Annotated in this window: 15 protein-coding genes; 12 read left to right on the top strand and 3 right to left on the bottom strand. The window is 67.8% G+C overall.

Annotation, left to right across the window (positions count from 1 at the left end; translation table 11 throughout):
• Window positions 1-134: 134 nt before the first annotated feature.
• From ACFPO9_RS14060 to ACFPO9_RS14040, 5 genes are all read left to right on the top strand, one after another.
• On the top strand, window positions 135-1,451 hold the full coding sequence (locus ACFPO9_RS14060) for an MFS transporter (RefSeq protein WP_379771840.1): 1,317 nt from the start codon (window positions 135-137) through the stop codon (window positions 1,449-1,451).
• Window positions 1,452-1,533: 82 nt separating this feature from the next.
• Window positions 1,534-3,165 (top strand): alpha-D-glucose phosphate-specific phosphoglucomutase, encoded by a 1,632-nt coding sequence (locus ACFPO9_RS14055; RefSeq protein WP_379771734.1) that lies wholly within the window; start codon window positions 1,534-1,536, stop codon window positions 3,163-3,165.
• Window positions 3,166-3,218: 53 nt separating this feature from the next.
• Complete coding sequence (locus tag ACFPO9_RS14050) at window positions 3,219-4,892, top strand: alpha-amylase family glycosyl hydrolase (RefSeq protein ID WP_379771733.1); 1,674 nt, start codon at window positions 3,219-3,221, stop codon at window positions 4,890-4,892.
• A 98-nt stretch (window positions 4,893-4,990) separates the two neighbouring features.
• The gene (locus ACFPO9_RS14045) at window positions 4,991-5,656 is read left to right on the top strand and encodes a hypothetical protein (protein ID WP_379771732.1); all 666 of its coding nucleotides are present in this window, start codon (window positions 4,991-4,993) and stop codon (window positions 5,654-5,656) included.
• Between the two features lie 23 nt (window positions 5,657-5,679).
• Window positions 5,680-6,348: a cupin domain-containing protein gene (locus tag ACFPO9_RS14040; protein WP_379771731.1), complete on the top strand. Its 669-nt coding sequence runs from the start codon at window positions 5,680-5,682 to the stop codon at window positions 6,346-6,348.
• Between the two features lies 1 nt (window position 6,349).
• Here the strand turns inward: ACFPO9_RS14040 and ACFPO9_RS14035 are convergent, their stop codons facing one another.
• Window positions 6,350-7,567 carry a YeeE/YedE family protein gene (locus ACFPO9_RS14035; protein ID WP_379771730.1) on the bottom strand — a complete coding sequence of 406 codons (1,218 nt, stop codon included), beginning with the start codon at window positions 7,565-7,567 and terminating at the stop codon, window positions 6,350-6,352.
• Between the two features lie 87 nt (window positions 7,568-7,654).
• On the bottom strand, window positions 7,655-8,545 hold the full coding sequence (locus ACFPO9_RS14030; RefSeq protein WP_379771729.1) for a LysR family transcriptional regulator: 891 nt from the start codon (window positions 8,543-8,545) through the stop codon (window positions 7,655-7,657).
• A 128-nt stretch (window positions 8,546-8,673) separates the two neighbouring features.
• Here ACFPO9_RS14030 and ACFPO9_RS14025 point away from each other — a divergent pair, with 128 nt between their 5' ends.
• The 5 genes from ACFPO9_RS14025 to ACFPO9_RS14005 all read left to right on the top strand — a co-directional run bounded on the left by ACFPO9_RS14025 (window position 8,674) and on the right by ACFPO9_RS14005 (window position 15,219).
• The gene (locus ACFPO9_RS14025) at window positions 8,674-9,726 is read left to right on the top strand and encodes an NAD(P)-dependent alcohol dehydrogenase (RefSeq protein ID WP_379771728.1); all 1,053 of its coding nucleotides are present in this window, start codon (window positions 8,674-8,676) and stop codon (window positions 9,724-9,726) included.
• Window positions 9,727-9,736: 10 nt separating this feature from the next.
• On the top strand, window positions 9,737-10,930 hold the full coding sequence (locus ACFPO9_RS14020; protein WP_379771726.1) for an MFS transporter: 1,194 nt from the start codon (window positions 9,737-9,739) through the stop codon (window positions 10,928-10,930).
• 31 nt (window positions 10,931-10,961) lie between these two features.
• Complete coding sequence (locus ACFPO9_RS14015) at window positions 10,962-12,455, top strand: MDR family MFS transporter (protein WP_379771724.1); 1,494 nt, start codon at window positions 10,962-10,964, stop codon at window positions 12,453-12,455.
• 179 nt (window positions 12,456-12,634) lie between these two features.
• Window positions 12,635-14,497: a glucokinase gene (locus ACFPO9_RS14010; protein ID WP_379771839.1), complete on the top strand. Its 1,863-nt coding sequence runs from the start codon at window positions 12,635-12,637 to the stop codon at window positions 14,495-14,497.
• A 5-nt stretch (window positions 14,498-14,502) separates the two neighbouring features.
• Complete coding sequence (locus ACFPO9_RS14005; protein ID WP_379771723.1) at window positions 14,503-15,219, top strand: hypothetical protein; 717 nt, start codon at window positions 14,503-14,505, stop codon at window positions 15,217-15,219.
• A gap of 185 nt (window positions 15,220-15,404) precedes the next feature.
• Here ACFPO9_RS14005 and ACFPO9_RS14000 read toward each other — a convergent pair whose 3' ends face one another.
• Window positions 15,405-17,558: a TonB-dependent receptor plug domain-containing protein gene (locus tag ACFPO9_RS14000; protein WP_379771721.1), complete on the bottom strand. Its 2,154-nt coding sequence runs from the start codon at window positions 17,556-17,558 to the stop codon at window positions 15,405-15,407.
• 255 nt (window positions 17,559-17,813) lie between these two features.
• On the opposite strand from ACFPO9_RS14000, the gene ACFPO9_RS13995 reads away from it, so the two are divergent.
• Together ACFPO9_RS13995 and ACFPO9_RS13990 are read left to right on the top strand one after the other, a co-directional pair.
• A complete protein-coding gene (locus ACFPO9_RS13995; RefSeq protein ID WP_379771720.1) occupies window positions 17,814-19,613 on the top strand; it encodes an FAD-binding oxidoreductase in 1,800 nt (599 codons plus the stop codon).
• Window positions 19,614-19,616: 3 nt separating this feature from the next.
• Window positions 19,617-21,062, top strand: a complete 1,446-nt coding sequence (locus tag ACFPO9_RS13990) for a nitrilase-related carbon-nitrogen hydrolase (RefSeq protein ID WP_379771719.1) — start codon at window positions 19,617-19,619, stop codon at window positions 21,060-21,062.
• Window positions 21,063-21,065: the final 3 nt, after the last annotated feature.

Genomic DNA, 21,065 nt, shown 5'->3' with positions numbered 1-21,065 from the left:
TCTGTTGTTTAACTACACGATTTCATCGCCACCCTAGGCATTGTCTGGATTGACACTCTACAATCCCCATGTTACTTTGCTACATGAAGGTAGTCTGGCACCAGTCCAGGCACCGTTAGGGGACAAAGATGGAAATGCACACTCACTCGCTCAAGCCGCGCCTGTCGTTCTGGCAGCTGTGGAACATGAGCTTCGGCTTCTTCGGCATCCAGTTCGGCTTCGCGCTGCAGAACGCTAATACCAGCCGGATCTTCACGACCCTTGGCGCCTCGCCGGACAACCTCTCGCTGTTCTGGCTCGCCGCGCCCGTCACGGGCCTGCTGGTGCAGCCGGTCATCGGCTACCTCAGCGACAACACCTGGCACCCTACCTGGGGCCGCCGCCGTCCCTTCTTCTTCCTCGGCGCCATCATGGCCGCCATCGCCCTGTTCCTGATGCCGAATTCCGCCGCGGTGTGGATGGCCGTGGCCGTGCTGTGGATGATGGATGCTGCGATCAACGTTTCGATGGAGCCGTTCCGCGCCTTCGTGGGCGACAAGCTCGATACCTCGCAGCAGACCGCCGGCTACGCGATGCAGACCTTCTTCATCGGCTGCGGCGCCGTCATCGCTTCGCTGCTGCCGATGATCTTCACGGAATACGGCGTCTCGAACGTGCCGGTCAATGGCGCGATTCCAGATAGCGTGCGCTACTCCTTCTACATCGGCGGCGCCGTGTTCCTGGCCGCCGTGAGCTGGACCGTGTTCACCGCCACCGAACTGCCGCCGCCCGACCTGGACCGCTTCAAGGAGCAGCGCAAGCATGCGCGCAGCTTCAGCCTGGCGCTGCGCGAGATCGTCGGCGGCTTCGGCCAGATGCCGAAGACCATGGCGCAGCTGGCCTTCGTGCAGTTCTTTAGCTGGATCGCGCTGTTCGCGCTGTGGATCTACACCGGCACCGCGGTCGCCGACAACGTCTTCGGCACCACCGACGCACAGTCGGCCGCCTACCAGGAAGCCGGCAACTACGTCGGCGTGATGTTCGCGGTGTATAACGGCGTCTCGGCGCTGGCCGCCTTCATCCTGCCGGTGCTGGCGCGCGCCACCAGCCGCAAGGCCTGCCACGCGGTGTGCCTGGCGATCGGCGGCCTGTCGCTGGCCAGTGTGTTCCTCATCCACGACAAGCAGACCCTGATGCTGCCGATGATCGGCGTCGGCATCGCCTGGGCCAGCATCCTTACCATGCCGTACGCGATCCTGGCCGGCGCGCTGCCCGCCAACCGCATGGGTTACTACATGGGGCTGTTCAACTTCTTCATCACGATTCCGCAGATCCTCAGCGGCCTGCTGCTCGGCTTCTTCACCAAGCACTTCTTCGGCGGCCACACGGTGCTGACCCTGGTGCTGGGCGGCGCCAGCATGGTGCTGGCGGCCGCATTGACGCTGTTCGTCACCGACAAGGCCGAAAAGTAAGCTGCGCCACCATTTCGCCTCCTGTCGTATCGTAATGGTTTGACAACAAACCCATGCATTCACGAATACGACAGGAGCGGCAATGACGATTCAGACTGTAGCGACCAAACTCTTTGCCGGGCAGCGCCCCGGCACCTCTGGCCTGCGCAAGAAGGTCACCGAGTTCCAGCAGCCCGGCTACCTCGAAAACTTCGTCGAGGCGATCTTCCTGACCCTGGGCGACTGCAGCGGCCGCACCCTCGTGCTCGGGGGCGACGGCCGCTTCTACAACCGCACCGCAGTCCAGACCATCCTGCGCATGGCCGCCGCGCACAAGGTGGCCAAAGTACTGGTCGGCCGCGGCGGCATCCTCTCGACGCCGGCAGTCAGCTGCGTGATCCGCAAGCACGGCGCCTTCGGCGGCATCGTGCTGTCGGCCAGCCACAATCCCGGCGGCCCGGACGGCGACTTCGGCATCAAGTACAACATCGAGAACGGCGGCCCGGCGCCGGAGAAGATCACCGAGGCGATCTACGCGCATACCCAGTCGCTGACCGGATACCGCATCAGCGATGCCGGCCCGGTCGACCTCGACCGGATCGGCGCGACCCAGCTCGAAGAGATGGCGGTCGAGGTCATCGACCCGGTGGCCGACTACGCCGAACTGATGGCGCGCCTGTTCGACTTCGACGCCATCCGCGCCCTGTTCGGCCGCGGCTTCACGATGCGCTTCGACGGCATGAGCGCCGTCTCCGGTCCCTACGCGAAAGCCATCATCGAAGGCATGCTGGGGGCGCCCGCGGGCACCGTCATCAACGCCGAGCCGCGCGAAGACTTCGGCGGCCACCACCCGGACCCGAACCCCGTCAACGCCGCCGAACTGGTGGCGCTGATGAACGGCGCCGACGCCCCCGAATTCGGCGCAGCCTCCGACGGCGACGGCGACCGCAACATGATCGTCGGCCGCAATCTCGCTGTCGCGCCTTCGGACAGCCTGGCCATCATCGCCGCCAACGCGACGATGGCGCCGGGCTACCGCGCGGGTATCAAGGGCATCGCGCGCTCGATGCCGACCTCGCAGGCCGCCGACCGCGTCGCCGAAGCCCTGGGCATTTCCTGCTTCGAGACCCCGACCGGCTGGAAGTACTTCGGCAACCTGCTCGACGCGAATCTCGCCACCCTGTGCGGCGAGGAGAGCTACGGCACGGGCTCGAACCACATCCGCGAAAAGGATGGCCTGTGGGCCGTGCTGTTCTGGCTGAACCTGATCGCGGCCAGCGGCAAATCGGTCAACCAGCTGGTGCAGGAACACTGGGCCCGCTTCGGCCGCAACTACTATTCGCGTCACGACTACGAAGCCGTGGACGCCGCCAGCGCCGACAAGATGATGGTCGACCTGCGCGCGAAGCTGGCGTCGCTGGCCGGCCAGAGCTTCGGCGACTTCCGCGTCGCGCAGGCCGACGACTTCGTCTACACCGACCCGGTCGACCACGCGGTCGCCAGCAAGCAGGGCATCCGCATCATCATGAGCGACGGCTCGCGCATCGTGCTGCGCCTGTCCGGCACCGGCACCGAGGGCGCGACCGTGCGGGTCTACCTCGAACGCTACGAGGCCGACCCGTCGCGCCACGATCTCGACACCCAGGAAGCCTTGGCGCCCTTGATCGCCATTGCCGAGCAGGTGTCGGAACTGAAGCAGCGTACCGGGCGCAAAGAACCAAGCGTCATCACATGATCCGTCGTCCCCGCGCAGGCGGGGACCCAAGTTAACTATATAAAGGACCCTGAATGAAATTCTCCGCCCTTGCCGTCTCCCTGATGCTCGCCTTCGGCGCCGCCTCCGCCGCCCCGGACCTGACGCCGGTGAAAAGCAAGCCCTTCACCTGGGAGAACGCGACCGTCTATTTCCTGCTGACGGACCGCTTCAACAACGGTAACCCGGCCAATGACCACGCCTATGGCCGCAAGGACGACGCCGCCGTCGCGCGCGGCTTCATGGGCGGCGACCTGGCCGGGGTCACGCAGAAGATCAAGGACGGGTACTTCACGGACCTGGGCGTGGATGCGATCTGGATCACGCCGCCGGTGGAGCAGATCCATGCGCCCACCGACGAAGGCACGGGCAAGACCTATGGCTTCCACGGCTACTGGGCGCGCGATTTCACGGCCGTCGACGCCAACCTCGGCACCGAGAAAGACCTGCACGAGCTGGTGGATGCCGCCCACGCGCGCGGCATCCGCGTCCTGCTGGACGTGGTGATGAACCAGACCGGCCCGGTGACGGAGCAGGATCCGGTGTGGCCGGCCGAGTGGGTGCGCACTTCGCCGGCCTGCACCTATAAAGACATGGCGACGACCATCAGCTGCACGCTGGTGAAGAACCTGCCGGACTTCCGCACCGACAGCAACGAGAAAGTCGACGTGCCGCCGGCACTGGCCGCGAAGTGGAAGAAGGAAGGGCGCTACGAGCGCGAGACGAAGGAGCTGGACGATTTCTTCAAGCGCACCGGGTATCCGCGCGCGCCGCGCTACTACCTGATGAAGTGGCACAGCGACTGGGTGCGCAAGTACGGCTTCGACGGCTTCCGCGCCGACACCGTCAAGCACGTCGAACCGGGCGCCTGGAAGGACCTCAAGAAGGTCGCCAGCCAGGCCTACGAGGACTGGAAGAAGGCCAATCCGGCCAAGCGTCTGCCGGGCGATCTGCCTTTCTTCATGACTGCCGAGACCTACGGCTACGGGGTCAAGGCCGGCCGCGAGTTCAGCTACGACGGCGGCAGCAAGGTCGATTATTACAGCAACGGCTTCGACAGCATGATCAACTTCAGCATGGTCCGCGATGCCGGCCAAGGCTACGAGCAGCTGTTCTCGTCCTACTCGGCGGCGCTGCAAGGCCCGCTGAAGGGCTACTCGGTGCTGAACTACCTGGACTCTCACGACGACGGCAACCCCTTCGACGCGCTGCGCCAGCACCCGATGGAAGCGGCCAACAAATTGCTGCTGGCGCCGGGCCAGGCCCAGATCTACTACGGCGACGAAACCGCGCGCGTGCTGAAGATCGAGGGCGCGGAGGGCGACGCCAACCTGCGCTCCTTCATGAACTGGGACCAGCTGAAGAACAACACCCGCGTCGGCCTGTTCGGCGTGGCCGAAGTACGCGAGCACTGGGCGCGCCTGGGCCGCTTCCGCCACGCGCACCCGGCGGTGGGTGCCGGCGTGCACCAGATGCTGCAGGCCAGCCCCTACGTGTTCAAGCGCACCTATGAGAAGAACGGCGTGACGGACCGCGTGGTGGTCGCGCTCGACCTGCCGCAGGACCGCAGCGTGGCGATTCCTGTGGCCGGGGTGTTCATGGACGGCCAGACCGTGCGCGATGCTTACACCGGCAAGACCGCCGTGGTTGCGAAAGGCAAGGTGCAGTTCGAGCTGCGGGCGCCGGTGGCGCTGATTGCGCTGGACTGATCCTTCGATCCTCCTTCCCTCAGTTGGGGGCACGAAAGCGGCGGTTCGTTCCATCGCGATGGTGCCCCCTTCATGTTTTCCCTACCGTGGAAAGCATGATGACCCCACACCTCCTGAACCTCGGCGTTCACATCCTGGCCGGCAGCGCCGCCATCGTCCTCGGCCTCTACCTGCTCGGCAAACCGAAGGACGCCATCCACCACCGCCGGCGCGGGCGTGTGTTCGTGCTGCTGACCTTTGTCGTCTGCCTGAGCGCCGCGATCGGCAATGCGCTCTTCCGCTTCCTGCCGCTGTTCGCGGTCTTGACCGTTCTGGTGTCCTATCAGTTGCTGAGCGGCTGGCACGTGATCCACACGCGGGCGAATGGTCCCGATCGGATCGATGCCGGCCTGCTGCTGGGGGCTGCGGCCATCACCGCGATGCTGGTGCGCCGGCTGTTCGCCGATGGCGCAACCGTGGGGGCAGCGGCGTCGGTGATGGTGTCGACCTTGGCCGCGATCGCGATCCTGCTCGCCTACGACGCCGCGCGCTGGCTGTTCCCGCGGCGCTGGCATGCGGCGCTGTGGCGCTACGAGCATGTGTATAAAATCCTGGGCTGTTTGTTCGGGATGCTGTCGGCGGCGGTCGGCAATACCGTGCGGGTGGGGCAGCCGTGGTCGCAGCTGGCGCCGTCGGTGCTGGGCGTGATCGCGGTGCTGTGCTGCTGGGTGCGTATTTATCGCGCCCAGCGGGGCGCCGTGGAAATGCGGCCGCGGATGGTCTAGACTTGCAGGCAGGAGGACAACCCATGCTCGTCAACGCCGATTTTTCGCAGCCCGTCATCGTCGAACCCAGCCAGTACCAATGGGTCGCCTCGCCGCAGGCGGGCGTCGAACGGATGATGCTGGACCGGATCGGCGTCGAGAAGGCGCGCGCCACCAGCATCGTGCGCTACGCCCCGGATTCCCGCTTTCCGCCGCACGAACACCCGGGCGGCGAAGAGATCCTGGTCCTGGCCGGCACCTTCTCCGACGAGACCGGCGACTTCCCGGCCGGCTGGTATCTGCGCAATCCGGACGGGACCTCGCACCAGCCGTCGAGCGCCGAGGGTGCGCTCATCTTCGTCAAGCTGCGGCAGATGGCGCCGGATGACAAGCGCCGCGTGCGCATCGATACGCGCCAGCAGTCGGCCTGGTTGCGTTACGAGGACCGGATGGTCTGTCCGCTGTTTTCTAGCGCTGCCGAGAGGGTCAGCCTGCAGCGTGTGGGCGCAGGACACATCATTCTGACGGACGCTGCCGGCGGCGCCGAGCTGCTGGTGCTCGAAGGCCGGATCGTCGACGGCGACCGGCGCTACAAGCCCGGCGCCTGGATCCGCCTGCCCGCCGGCGAGCGGCCCGGTTTCACGGCCGGCGAGAAGGGCGTGCGCTTTTATCTGAAGACCGGACACCTGGCGCATCCGGTCATGGCCGAGTAGCTCAGCAGCCGGTCTGCTTGATACGCTCGACTTCCAGCCCGAACAGGGGCCGCAGACGCGTGCCGAACACATTGCCGGCAAACGCCGCCACCAGCCACAGCCAGCCGTGCAGGCTGCCCGAGACGATGCCGCTGAAGTAGGCGCCGATGTTGCAGCCGTAGGCCAGGCGCGCGCCGTAGCCCAGCATCAGGCCGCCGACGACGGCCGCGATGAAGGAGCGCAGCGGCAGCTTCCATTTCGGCGCGTAGCGGCCCGCCAGCGCGGCCGCCAGCATGGCGCCGAGCACGATGCCGATGTCCATCACCGAGGTCACGTCCTTCCACACCGGCGCGGCCAGCGCAGCGGCATTCGCCTTGGTCGACCAGTAGGTCCAGCTGGCGGTGTCGATGCCGATGGCCGCCGCGGCTTTTGCGCCCCACAGCGCGAAGGCCGAGGTCACGCCCCATGGGCGGCCCGACAGCGCCAGCGTGGCGAAGTTGAGCAGCACCAGCGCGACGGCGCCGGCCACCAGTGGCCACGGGCCATGCAGCCAGGTCGATGCACGTTCGGCCGGCAGCTTCGGCGCGACCAGCTTGCCGTGGCGGCGCTTTTCGACCACCACCGTGATGGCGGCGATGGCCGCGAACACCAGCCAGTTGAGCAGCAGCGCCGGCGCCAGGCCCAGTTCCTTCACCAGCGAGACCGGCTTCAGTTGCGGCAGCGAAGTCCAGAAGGGCATGTGCGCGGTGGCGATCACCGAGCCGGCAATGAACGCGAGCAGGGTCACGATCATGCGCGTGCTGCCGCCGCCGACCGTGTACAGCGTGCCGGAGGCGCAGCCGCCGCCCAGCTGCATGCCGATGCCGAACAGGAAGGCGCCGATGACCACCGAGGTGCCCGCCGGCGAGACCAGGCCGGCGACCGGATTGCCGAACAGCGTGCCGGCGGACAGCGCCGGGAAGAACAGGGCCACGCCGACGGCCAGCATGATCATCTGCGCGCGCAGGCCGGCGCCGCGGCCGTCCGCGATGAACACGCGCCAGGACGAGGTGAAGCCGAAGGCGGCGTGATACAGCGCGAGGCCGAGCAGGGCGCCGACCACGAACAGCGCGGCCTGTTTGACGCTGACGGCCTGCGCCAGCCAGAGGGCGCCGGCCAGGATGAGGAATAGCGAAACGCCGAGCGGCTTCGGATTGATGTCGACACGGCGCGGGAGATGCAAGCTTGCAGAATCGGACATGGCAAGTGTTTGAATTTGAAAAGGAATCCGCTATTTTCGCGCGTTTTCGATTTTCGTGCTGGCGGCCTCTGCTCAGCCACGGATGGATCAAGCGAGACGGATCGCCTCGATCACCAGCGCCAGCGCCCGCGAATTCTGGCGCCGGCTCGGGTAATAGGCGTGCAGGCCCGGGAAGGTCGGGCACCAGTCCTCCATCACGCTCGCCAGGCGTCCCGCGCGCACGTGCTCGCCCGCCAGGTCTTCCGGGATGAAGGCCAGGCCGCAGCCGTCGAGCGCCGCATGCAGGATCTGGTAGGCGCTGTTGAAGACCAGCTGGCCGCGCACCCGCAGCTCGAGGTCCTGGCCTTCGTGGCGCAGCTCCCAGGCATACAGGCCGCCGCTGCTGGCCAGGCGCAGGCTGATGCAGTTGTGCTTCATGAGGTCCTGCGCGGACGCCGGCCTTGGGCGGTGCGCGAAATAGGCCGGTGCGGCCACGATCATCATCTTCACATCCGGCGACAGGCGCACCGCGATCATGTCCTTCTCGACCTGGTCGCCCCAGCGCACGCCGATGTCGTAGCGCTCGGCGGCGATGTCGACCAGGCGGTAGTCCGCGCTCATCTCGATATGCAGGTCCGGGTATTGCGGCAGCAGCGGTGCGATGCGCGGCCACAGCACGCTGTCGACCACGTGGTCGATGGCCGTGATGCGGATGGTGCCGGCCGGCTTGTCGCCCAGGTCGCTGACGGCGGCGATCTCCGCCTCGATCTCTTCCAGGCGCGGCCCGACGTTCTGCAGCAGGCGTTCGCCGGCGTCGGTGGGCGAGACGCTGCGCGTGGTGCGGGTCAGCAGGCGCACGCCCAAGCGCTCTTCGAGTCCGCGGATGATGTGGCTGAGCGCCGATTGCGTCATGCCGAGCTTGGCCGCCGCGCGCGTGAAGCTGCGTTCGCGCGCGACGGCGAGGAAGACGAGGATGTCGTTGATGTTTTCTCGGGCCATTGATGACAGTGTAACTCTAATCAAGTATGCGATTCATGAGCTGCATTCATAAGCCCATGTAATTCCTGGTCCGTTTTATTGGTGCTTTTGCTCTTATCATGCCTCCCTTTGTCAATGAAGGAGTCAACATGACTGTGAAAGCCTACGGCGCCCACGCTGCCGACAAGCCGCTCGAAGCCATGGACATCACCCGCCGCGCGCCGGGCCGCCATGACGTCCAGATCGACATCGCCTTTTGCGGCGTCTGCCACTCCGACCTGCACACAGTGCGCGCCGAGTGGGCCGGCACCCTGTATCCCTGCGTTCCCGGCCACGAGATCGTCGGCCGCGTTTCAAAGGTCGGCGCGCATGTCGACAAGTACAAGGTCGGCGACCTGGTCGGCGTCGGCTGCATGGTCGACAGCTGCCGGCACTGCGCCGACTGCGAAGACGGCCTGGAAAACTATTGCGACGGCATGGTCGGCACCTACAACGGCGCGACTCCGGATGCACCGGGCCACACGCTGGGCGGCTATTCCGAGCAGATCGTCGTCCACGAGCGCTACGTGCTGCGCGTGAACCACCCGGAAGAGCAGCTGGCCGCCGTGGCGCCGCTGCTGTGCGCGGGCATCACCACGTATTCGCCGCTGCGCCACTGGAAGGCCGGTCCGGGCAAGACGGTCGGCATCGTCGGCATCGGCGGCCTGGGTCACATGGGCGTCAAGCTGGCGCGCGCGATGGGCGCGCACGTGGTCGCATTCACGACCTCGGAATCGAAGCGCCGGGATGCGGAAGCGCTGGGCGCGCATGAAGTGGTGGTGTCGAAGGACCCGGCGGCGATGGCCGCGCGTGCCAGGACGCTCGACCTGATCGTGAATACCGTCGCGGCGCCGCACGACCTCGACGCCTACCTGAACCTGCTCAAGCGCGACGGCACCATGGTGCTGGTCGGCGCGCCGGCCACGCCGCACCCGTCGCCGCAGGTGTTCAAGCTGATCGCGAAGCGCCGCGCGCTGGCCGGCTCGATGATCGGCGGGATCCCGGAAACCCAGGAGATGCTGGACTTCTGCGCCGAGCACGGCATCGTCGCCGACATCGAGATGATCCGCGCGGACGAGATCAACGCCGCCTACGAGCGCATGCTCGCCGGCGACGTGAAGTACCGCTTCGTGATCGACAGCGCCACGCTGGCGGCGGCATAAGGAGGACCGCATGGACATGCGCGTGACTGCCGTAGAGGCCGAAGCGGAAAGCAGACCGGCGGCGTGGGGCGCGGTGTTCGCGATGGCGCTCGGCGCCTTCGTGCTGGTGGCGTCCGAGTTCATGCCGGTCAGCCTGCTGACGCCCGTCGCGGCGGATCTGCACATCAGCGAAGGCCAGGCCGGGCAGGCGATCTCGGTGTCCGGCGCCTTTGCCCTGGTCACCAGCCTGTTCATCGCGCCGCTGGCCGGGCGGCTCGACCGCAAACTGCTGCTGCTGGCGCTGACCCTGATGATGATGGTGTCGGGCACCGTCGCTGCCTTCGCACCCGACTACACGGTCTTCATGATCGGCCGCGCCTTCATCGGCGTGGCGATCGGCGGCTTCTGGTCAATGTCGGCGGCCACCGCGATGCGCCTGGTGCCCGAGCATCAGGTGCCGCGCGCGCTGGCCATCGTCAACGGCGGCAACGCCCTGGCGACCGTGGTGGCGGCGCCGCTGGGCAGCTTCCTGGGCGGGATCGTCGGCTGGCGCGGCGCCTTTTTCGCCGTGGTGCCGGTGGCCGCCATCGCTTTCGCCTGGAAGCTGTTCAGCCTTCCGAAGATGCATGTGGCCGGCGGGGCCGGGGCCGGCGACGCTTTTCGCTTGCTGCGCCGCCCCGTGGTGGCATTGGGGATGGCGGGCGTGGCGCTGTTCTTCATGGGGCAGTTCGCGCTGTTCACCTACCTGCGGCCCTTCCTCGAGAGCGTGACCGGGCTGGGCGTGTCGGGGCTGTCGGGGATGCTGCTGGTGGTCGGCGTGGCCGGTTTCATCGGCACGACGCTGATCGGCGGCGTGCTGGAAAAGCACCTGTACCGCACCCTGGTGGTCATCCCGGTGATCATGGCGGCGATCGGTCTGGCGCTGATGCTTGCCGGCGCCTCGGTGCCTGCGACGGCGGTTTTGCTGGCCCTCTGGGGCCTGGTGGCGACGTCGGCGCCGGTCGGCTGGTGGACCTGGCTGGCGCGCACCCTGCCGCGGGATGCGGAAGCGGGCGGTGGCCTGATCGTGGCCGTGGTGCAGCTGGCGATCGCCGCCGGCGCGACCCTCGGCGGCATCCTGTTCGACGCCAGCGGCTACCGTGCCAGCTTCGGCCTGAGCGCGGCGGTGCTGGCCGCCGGCGCGCTGCTGGCGTGGCTGGCGGCGCGGGCCGCACGCCACGCCTGAAGCCGTTCTGGTCTTGTCGTAAGATGAGGCCATGAACCAGATTCCGCCCATTACCGCCCCCGCGCCGGTCACCGAAAAGGAGATCCGGTCCGTCTACTTCGCCCTGATGGCCGTGCTCGGCCTGGGCGCGCTCGACCAGAGCATCGTCGCCACGGCCCTGCCGCGCATCGTCTCCGACCTCGGCGGCATGGCCCACCTGTCGTGGGTGGTGACCGCCTACGTGCTGGCCTCGACCGCCACCATGCCCCTGTACGGCAAGATGGCCGACCAGTACGGCCGCCGGCCGATGATCTTCACCGCGCTCGCCACCTTCCTGGTTGGCTCGGTGCTGTGCGGCCTGGCCGGCAGCATGACGCAACTGATCGTGTTCCGCGCCATCCAGGGCATGGGCGCCGGCGGCTTCATGCCGCTGGCCCAGATCATCATCTCCGACCTGGTGGCGCCGCAGGACCGCGCCAGGCGCCAGGGCTCGATCGCGATCGTGTTCGCCGTCACCAGCGTGCTGGGGCCGGTGCTGGGCGGCTTCATGACCGACCTGCTGTCCTGGCACTGGATCTTCTTCATCAACCTGCCGGTGGGGGCATTCGCCTGCTGGGCCATCGCGCGCTCGCTGCGCAAACCCGTCATCACGCACGCCCACCGCATCGACTATCTCGGCTCGGTCCTGCTGACCACCAGCATCGTCTCGCTGCTGCTGATCCTGGCCCTGGGCGGCACCGAGTGGCCATGGGATGCCTTCGAGATCAAGGTCTGCGCGCTGCTGACCGTGGTGCTGGGCGCCTGGCTGGTGGTGCACCTGCGCCGCGCCGCCGAGCCGGTGCTGCCGCCCGACCTGTTCGGCAACCGGGTGTTCAACCTGGCCAGCGCGGTGATGGCGCTGAGCTTCGTCGGCCTGATGGGATCGAGCGTGTTCTTCCCGCTCTACTTCCAGCTGGTGATGGGCGCCAGCCCGGCGCATTCCGGCATGCTGACGGTGCCGATGATGGTGGGGATGATCATTGCCTCGGCCCTGATCGGCCGCGCGGTGGCGCGCGCCGGCAAGTACAAGGAAGTGCAGGTGGCCGGCCTGGCGGTGGCGGTGGCCGCCTTCGCCGCGCTGACCTGGGCCATGGCCACGGGCCGCGGCTACCTGTTCATCGAACCGCCGATCTTCTTCCTCGGCGCGGGCCTGGGCCTGGTGATGCCGAACATGACCATCGTCGTGCAGAGCGCACTGCCGGTGGCGCGGCGCGGCGTCGGCACCGCCATGCTGACCTTCTTCCGCTCGCTCGGCGGCCTGCTCGGCGTGACCGGCTCCGGCGCGATCCTGGCGCACCAGCTGCACGCCCACGGCATCGAAGCCGCGGCCAGCGCCGGCACCGGCACCGTGCTGGCGCCGGCCATGCGCGAGGTCTACCGCCAGGCCATCGCCAACATCTTCGGCGCCGGCACCGTCATCGTGCTGGCGGGGCTGGTGATCCTGCTGTTCATGCCGCACGTGAAGGTGGAAGGGGCGCGGGCGCCGCAGCCGGCGCAGGCGGAGTAGCCACCCGTCGTTCCCGCGCAGGCGGGAACCCAAGTTTGCCAGCGTTGCGATAAGGCTGAGAGAACTTGGATCCCCGCCTACGCGGGGATGACGAAGAAGGAGCAGGGAACGACGACGAAGGACGCGGGAACGACTGTCTCACTGTTTTGGTGCCATTCAATCAATGGTATTCTATGGCAATGACCATTGAGCCCGACATCACCGAACAAAAGCAACCCCGCGCCGCCTATGCCGACGGTCCGCGCCTGCTGGCCGACATCGGCGCGACCCATGCGCGCTTTGCGCTGGAAAGCGCGCCCGGCGTGCTGCGCAACGTCGCCGTGCTGCTGTGCGACGACTACCCGGGCATCGTCCCGTTGTTGAACGCCTACCTGGCGCAGACGGGCGGCGTGCGGATCAGCCATGCCGCCTTCGCGCTGGCGAATCCGATCAGCGGTGACTTCATCCGCATGACCAACCGCGACTGGCAGTTCTCGACCGACGAGGTGCGGCGCACCCTGGGTCTTACGACGCTGCTGATCGTGAACGACTTCACGGCGCTGGCGATGGCGCTGCCGGGCTTCAAGCCGGACGAGCTGCTGCAGATCGGCGGCGGCAAGCCGCAGCCGCATGCGGTGTCCGGCGTGCTGGGCCCGGGCACGGGCCTGGGCGTGTCCGGCGTGATCCCGACCGTGGATGGTTTCGTCACCCTCGGCAGCGAGGGCGGCCACGTCAACTTCGCGCCGGCCGACGAGCGCGAGTTCGCGATCCTGCAGTACGCCTGGCGCGAATGGCAGCACGTGTCGAACGAACGCCTGATCTCCGGCCCCGGCATGGAGATCATCTACCGCGCACTGGCCCAGCGCAACGGCGTGCAGGCGCCCGCACGCACGGCCGCGGACATCGCGAACTGCGCGCTCGAGCAGCACGATCCGCTGTGCCTGGAAGTGCTCGAATGCTTCGCCGGCATGCTGGGCGGCGCTGCCGCGAATCTGGCGGTGACGCTGGGCGCCTTCGGCGGCATCTTCATCGGCGGCGGCATCGTGCCGCGCATCGCGCCCTGGTTCGCGAGCTCGCCCTTCCGCGCCCGCTTCGAAGCCAAGGGCCGTTTCTCCGACTACCTGGCGCAGATCCCGACCTATGTGATCATGACGCCGAATCCGGCGCTGTACGGCGTCGCGAGCATCTTATCGGAGCATTTGCGCGGCCGCACCGGCGCGAACACGCTGATGGAGCGGGTGCAGCATCTGCAGCACGAGCTGTCGCCGGCCGAGCAGCGCGTCGCGACCCTGGTGCTGGTGCACCCGCGCAAGGTGCTGTCCGAGCCGATCGCCGAGATCGCGAAGCTGGCGGATGTGAGCCAGCCGACCGTGATCCGCTTCTGCCGCTCGCTGGGCTTTTCCGGCCTGGCCGACTTCAAGCTGAAATTCGCGGGCAGCCTGACCGGCACCATCCCGGTGCGCCACAGCCAGGTGCGCATGACCGACAGCACGCACGACTTGTCGGCCAAGGTCATCGACAACACGGTGTCGGCGATCCTGAAGTTCCGCGACCAGCTGGACGTGAACTCGATCGACCGCGCCATCGAAATCCTGCGCCGCGCCAAGCGCGTGGAGTTCTACGCGATGGGGAATTCGCGCGTGGTGGCGCTGGACGGTCAACATAAATTCTTCCGCTTCCGCATCCCGACCTCGTCCTACGGCGACTCGCATCTGTTCGCACTTGCCGCCGAGCTGCTGGGACCGGGCGACGTCGTGATCGCGATTTCGACCACCGGCCAGCTGCCCGAGCTGCTGTCCGCGGTCGATACCGCGCGCGCGGCCGGCGCCGACGTCATCGCCATCACCAGCAGCAAATCGGCGCTGGCAAGGAAGGCCAGCATCTGCCTGGCGGTCGACCACAGCGAAGACAGCACCACCTTCCTGTCGATGATCTCGCGCATCCTGCAGCTGCTCCTCATCGACATCATGGCGGTCGGGATCTCGCTGGGCCAGGAGAATGGCGAGAATGGCGAGGGCGACAGCGAGCGCCGGCGCCTGCTGATTTCCCACCTCGATATCTGACGACGATGAAGCGCTATCTGTTGCCCCTGCTGGTGCTGGCCTCCGCCGCCATGCCGGTCCACGCCGACGATACCGACAAGGCGCCGCCGGTGGTCAAGGTCTCCTCGGTACGCGATCCGGAGCTGAAGTCCTACCGCACCATGTTGAAGAGTTATAGCGTGGTCGAGGAGTTCAAGGCGCTGGCGCCGAACGCGGACTTCCGCTTCCTGCTGCTGCCGCCGCCCGGCACGCCGGCGAAGGACCTGAGCCTGCGGATCGCCAACGCCGACGACTCGGTCCCGGTGCCGGTCGCCAAGGACAACAGCTTCGCGCTGCCGCGCCTGCCGGCCTTCGAAACCACCGATGCCGAGCTGCTGCTGAACGTGAAGAAGGGCGGGGCGCGCTGGCGCCCGCAGGTGACCACGCCCGGCCTGCCGCCGGACACGCGCCGCCTCGGCGACCTGCGGCTGGAGTGCGAGATTCGCTGGGTGGTCGAGCGCGACGAGCTGTCCTTCGCCAGGCGCACCCTGTTCCGTACACTGGGCGGGCCATGCGGTTCGAAAAACGTGTCGACCCATTTCATCACGCAGCGGCCGCTGGCCTCGGCAACGCTGATCGACGGCGAGCGCCGCGTCGCGCTGGCGGTGGCGAACGGCGGCTACACCTTTGTGCCGCCCCTGCATGACAAGACGCTCGGCAACGACGCGCTGGTACAACTGGTCTACAAGGACGCAACACAGTAAGCGAGCTGGATCAATAAACGTTTCCGTACGGCACCACACAATGGAGGACCCAGGCCCCCATTGGAGAGCATCATGATGCACCCGGATGACGTCAAGACCCTGGCGATCATGGCCACGCTGATCATGCTGTGCGCATTGACCTCGGCCCTGGCCAGGCCGGCGGTCTTCTTCTAGCCGCGGCGGGTTCAGAACCTGGATTCGAGCGTCAGTTTCAGGCTCGGATGCCCGACGTTGACGACCCGGCTGCGCAGCAGCGCGCCGCTGGCCGTGTCCAGGTAGCTGCGCTCGTTGACCATGTCCATGCCCAGCAGGTTGGCGGCGCTGATGCGCAGCTGGCTGGTCTGGTCCAGGCGCCACGCCGCATACAGTTCCAGCTCGCGCCGGGCGTGCAGCCAGACCGCCTGGTTGGCCGCCACCGCAACCCGCCCGCCGCTGCGGAAGCCGAAGTTCGCGCCCGCCGTCATCCGTTCGCCCTGGTAGTCCACGCCGGCATTGGCCGACAGCGGCACCTGCTCGTCGAGCCGGTTGTCCGGCCCCGGCACCCCATCCACGCTGGACCAGTTGCGCGCCACGTTGGCGCGTAGTTCCAGCGGCGGTGCGCCGTCGATCAAGGCGGGCAGCGGGAAGCCGGTCTCCAGCTGCAGGCTGTGGGTGCGCGCCTTGCCGACGTTCGACGGCAGCGAGATCCAGCGCCGACCATCGAATAAAACCAGCGAGCGCGCGTAGTCGTCGATGCGGCGCGTGGATGCGCTCAGCGACAGCATCGCGCCCTCGGCCCAGTGGTGCTCCCAGGCGGCGTCGAGGCCGAGCGCCAGTTCTGGCTTCAGCTTCGGGTTGCCCTCGGTGTCCGGCTCGGCGGGGCTGTTGTTGACCGAGATGTAGCGGTGCGGCAGCAGGCTGTCCATGCCGGGCGCCTTGTAGGTGCGTGAGAGGGCCAGGCGCAGCTGGTCTTCTTTCGTGCCCGGCAGCTTGTAGAGCAGCTGCAGCACAGGGCTGAAGACGCCGGACTGCGAGCGCGCACTGCCGAAGCTGCTCCCGTCCGCGTGGATGCGCACCCCTTCCCAGCGTGCGCCGAGGTAGGCCGCCAGTTGCGGCGTGAGCTGCCATTCGTCCTGCGCATAGGCTGCCAGCCGGGCGACGTGGCCGCTGTAATGTTCGTCCCCGCCGGGGATAGTCGCGGCCGGATCCAGATAATCGGTCTCGCGGCGCGCGTCGCTACGGCGGTCGTAAGCGCCTTCCCAGCCGACGGCCAGGGCATGGGCCTCGATCAGCGGCACGGTCAGCTTGCCGCTGGTGCGGAGCCCGCGGTCGCGACCGCGCGAAGCGATCGTGCGGGTCAGCGGCGCGACTTGCGGATTGCCGCCCGCCGTGCGCGTGCTGATGTTGTCGGTGCGGCCGGCGGAGACGCCCAGCTTCGCATCCAGCCTGGCGCCGGATTCCAGCGCGTGCATCCAGTGCAGCATGCTGCGCACGGTGTCGTTGTCGTTGTCCATGGCGATCCGCTTGTCCGGATAGGCCGGCAAGGGGCCGAGCAGGGTCGCGGTGGGCGCGTTCACATCGACGCGGAAGCGGTTGAGGTTCAGGTAGCTCTCCAGCTCCAGCATGTCGCCGTCCAGCTTCCAGCCTAGCTTGGGCGCCAGGTTCAGCGTCGTCATGCGGCCATCCTCGTGGCCGGCGGTGGTGCGCAGCATGGTCCGGCGGCCGGCTGCGTCGGCTTCTTCCTCGCGGCCCGGGACTTCGCCGCGGAAGCGGTCGTGTACCAGGCTGCCCGCCACATCCCAGGTGAAGGCATCGCGGCGATTGGCAAGGTGCAGGCTGGCGCTCGGGCTGTGCGTGTCGCGCCCGACGCCGTAGCCGAGCTTCAGCTCGCGCTGCGGCTTGGACGCCGCTTTCTTCAGCACGATGTTGATGGTCCCGGCGATCCCTTCATTCGAGAACTCGGCGCTTGGCGCGCGTAGAACCTCGATACGTTCGACGGTGTCGGGCGCCAGGGTGTCGGCCTGCATGCCGCCCGGCGGACGCTCGCCGTTCACCAGCACCTGCGTATAGCCGCTGCCCAGGCCCTGCATGCGGATCTCGCCGCCACGGCCGGCGGCGCCGTTCACGATCACGCCAGGGATGCGCTTCAGGACATCGAGCAGGTTCGTGTCCCCATAGCGCACGATCTCGTCGTGGCCGACGACGATCCTCATCGCGGTGTCGTCGCGGCGCGCATTGTAGTTGGCGGTACTGCCCTGGACTTCGACCTGGGGCGTCTGCTGGGCATGCGCGTACAAGGCGGCGCACAGGGCGGCGGGAAGGATGGCGAGACGTAACAGGCGGGGATGCGCGGGCAGCATGCATTCTCCTTGTTGATGTTATCGGATTGATATTGCTAGTTAAATGTAGCATTAACTTCTATTTGATAGCAATATAAATTTCTATTATGTGGAGTTTGGTCATTTTCGAGGATTTTTTCGATGGCCTCGTTGTCCGCCTTCGCGCCGCCTGGACACCGGTTCGCCCCCACGCAATCCCGTTTCGCCACAAAGCGTTTGCCCGCCCTGTCGGCCTGATTCATCCTTGCCTGCACAAACCAATAAAAAGAGGCGAAGATGAAACGACGCGAAGTATTGAAGGCATCCCTGGGCGCGGCGCTGGCGGCGGGCGGCCTGCCCGGGCTGGCCGGACCCGCGAATGCAAAGGCGCTGCGCGCGCGCGTGCGCCCCGGCGCCGCCGGCTGGCCCAGCGCCGCCGAGTGGGACGGCCTGCGGCGCGCGACCTCGGGGCGCTTGCTGAAGCTGGCCTCGCCCTTCGCCGGATGCGCGGCCGATGCAGCCAGCTGCGCTACATTGCGCGAGCAACTGAAGAACCCTTACGCCATCGGCGACAATCCCGCGCTGACCCAGACCAGCGGCTGGCAGGACGCCTGGCTGTCGCAGCCCAGCGCCTATGCGGTGGCGGCGCGCCAGACGGCCGACATCGCCGCCGCCGTCGACTTCGCCCGCACCCACAAGCTGCGCCTGGTCGTGAAAGGCGGCGGCCACAGCTACAAGGGCGGCTCGAACGCGCCGGATTCGCTGCTGGTGTGGCCGCGCGCCATGAACGAGGTCAGCGTGCTCGACGCCTTCATCCCGCAAGGCGGCACCGAGGCGGACGCGATGCCGGCCGTGCGCATCGGCGCCGGCGCCATGTGGATCGACGCCTACACCGCCGTGACCACCAAGGCCGGCCGCTATGTGCAGGGCGGCGGCTGCACCACCGTCGGCGTGCCGGGACTGGTGCAGGGCGGCGGCTTCGGCAGCTTCTCGAAGCGCTGGGGGACCGCGGCGGCCAGCCTGCTCGAAGCGGAAATCGTCACCGCCGACGGCCAAATACGCATCGCCAACGTCTACACCAACCCGGAACTGTTCTGGGCCATCAAGGGCGGTGGCGGCGGCACCTTCGGCGTGGTCACGCGCATGACGCTGCGCACCCACGAGCTGCCCGAATTTTTCGGCGGCGTGTTCGGCGATATCACGGCCACCAGCGACGCCGCCTTCAAAACCCTGGTCACACGCTTCATCGCCTTCTACCGCGAGCGCCTGTTCAACCAGCACTGGGGCGAACAGGTGTCGCTGCGCGAGGGCAGGAAGCTGCACCTGGCGATGGTGTTCCAGGGACTCGACCGTGCCCAGGCGCAGGCGGTGTGGGCGCCCTTCCTCGACTGGCTGCGCGCCAGCGAAGACTACACGTTCCAGGAGCCGACGATCATGGCGGTGCCGGCGCGCCGCTTCTGGGATGCCGACTTCTGGGCCAAGACCGCGCCCGGCATCATGGCGAAGGACGATCGCGATGGCGCCCCAAGCCACCATGCCGTGTGGCAGGGCGACCGCGGCCAGGCCGGCTGGTACATCCACGGCTACGAATCGACCTGGCTGCCGGCCGCGCTGCTGGACGAGGGCGCGCAGGCGCGGCTGGTGGACAGCCTGTGCGCCGCCTCGAACAAGTGGTGGGTCGAGCTGCACTTCAACAAGGGCATCGCTGGGGCGCCGCAGGAGGCCCTGGAGCGGACCCGCAACACCGCCACCCACCCCAGCGTGCTCGATGCCTTCGCGCTGGCGATCATCGCCGGCGGCGGCGACCCCGCCTATCCCGGCATGCCGGGCGCCCACCCGAACGATGCGGAGGCGCGCCGGCGCGCCTCCGCCGTCCGCGGCGCAATGAACGAGCTGCGCAAGGTGGCGCCGAACGCCGGCGCCTACGTCTCCGAGAGCGACTTCTTCCAGCAGCGCTGGCAGGACGCCTACTGGGGACCCAATTACGCGAAGCTCCTGGAGATCAAGCAGCGCTACGATCCGGACGGCCTGTTCACGGTCCGCCACGGCGTCGGCAGCGAAGCCTGGAGCGCCGACGGTTTTACACGCAAGGATTGAAGCATGCGCATGACGAGAGACGATGCGATCGGCCTGGGCCTGGCGGTTACCGGCGGGCTGCTGATGCGCTGGAGTTTCGGCCTGCACCCCGTGTGGTGGCTGGCCTGGGTGGCGCCGGCGCCGCTGCTGGCGGCCGTCCTGCGCAGCACGGCGCGCAGGGCCTTCGTCTGGTCGCTGCTGGCCGGGCTGATCGCCGCCAGCGCCAGCCTGCACTATTTTTCCACCGTGATGCCGCTGCCGGCCGCCTTGCTGTCGATGGTGCTGCTGGCGCTGCTGTGGGCGCTGGTGGTGTGCCAGGCGCGCCGCGTGATGGCGGCAAGCGCTTCTCCCTGGGCGGTGCTGGCCTATCCGCTGCTGTGGTGCGCGCTCGATACCTTGCTCGCCCACCTGCACCCGGACGGCAACTGGCCCAGCCTCGCGTATTCGCAGGCCGGCTTCGCGCCGGCGCTGCAGATCACATCCTTGCTGGGCGTGGCCGGGCTGGTGTTCGTGCTGTCGCTGGCGCCTGTGGTGTTGGCCTTTGCGGCGGTGCGCGGTTGGCGCGCGGCGCGCTGGCCTTTGAGCCTGGCGGCGGTCTTGACGCTCGCCTGTTTCGGCTTCGGGCTTGCGCGCATCCCGTCATCGGCGGCGCCGCAGGGAGCGCTGGTGGGCCTGGCCTCGATCGACGATTTCATCGGCCCGCGCGTGCCGGCCGCACAGGTGGAGCGCATCTGGTCGCAGTACGAGCGCCATGTGGAAACACTGGCCGGGCATGGCGCGCGCCTCGTGCTGCTGCCGGAGAAGATCGCGGTGCTGGCGCCCGACGCTGCCGCGCAGTTGCGCCGGCGGATGGCAAAGCTTGCGGTTCGCAGCCAGGTCTGGCTGAGCCTGGGCGTGGGCATCGACGATGGCCGCACCACCAACCACCAGTGGCTGTTCGCACCCGACGGCAGCCTGGCTGCCGACTACGTCAAGCACCACCTGGCGCCGCCCGAGCGCGATTACCTTGCCGGCGCCGCCTTCGATGTGCAGGCCATTCACGGGACCCGCTATGGCCTGGCGGTCTGCAAGGACGCCCACTTCGCGGAGATGGGCCGCGCCTACGCGGGCCTGGGCGCGCAGGCGCTGCTGGTGCCGGCCTGGGACTTCGGCGAGGACGGCGAATACGCGGCACGCCTGTCCGCCATGCGCGGCGTGGAAAGCGGCGTGGCCATGGTGCGGGCCTCGCGCGAGGGGCTGCTGACGATCAGCGATGCCTATGGGCGCGTGGTGCTGGAGAAGGCGTCGGCGCCGCTGCCGGGTGTGGCGATGCTGGGGCGGGTGCCGGCGGCGGCGCCAGGCGCGACCTTGTACAGCCGGATCGGCGATGTGTTTGGCTGGTTGTGCACGGCGGTGGCCGTGATGATGGCCGTATTCGGCCGTAGGGTGGCGCAATTCAGGCCTCGGCCTGAATTGCGCGCCCACGCGTAACGA

It is taken from the genome of Massilia aerilata (genome assembly GCF_042656905.1).
In the GTDB taxonomy this organism is placed as follows: Bacteria; Pseudomonadota; Gammaproteobacteria; order Burkholderiales; family Burkholderiaceae_D; genus Telluria; species Telluria aerilata.
This window is presented reverse-complemented; position numbering and strand designations above follow the sequence as displayed.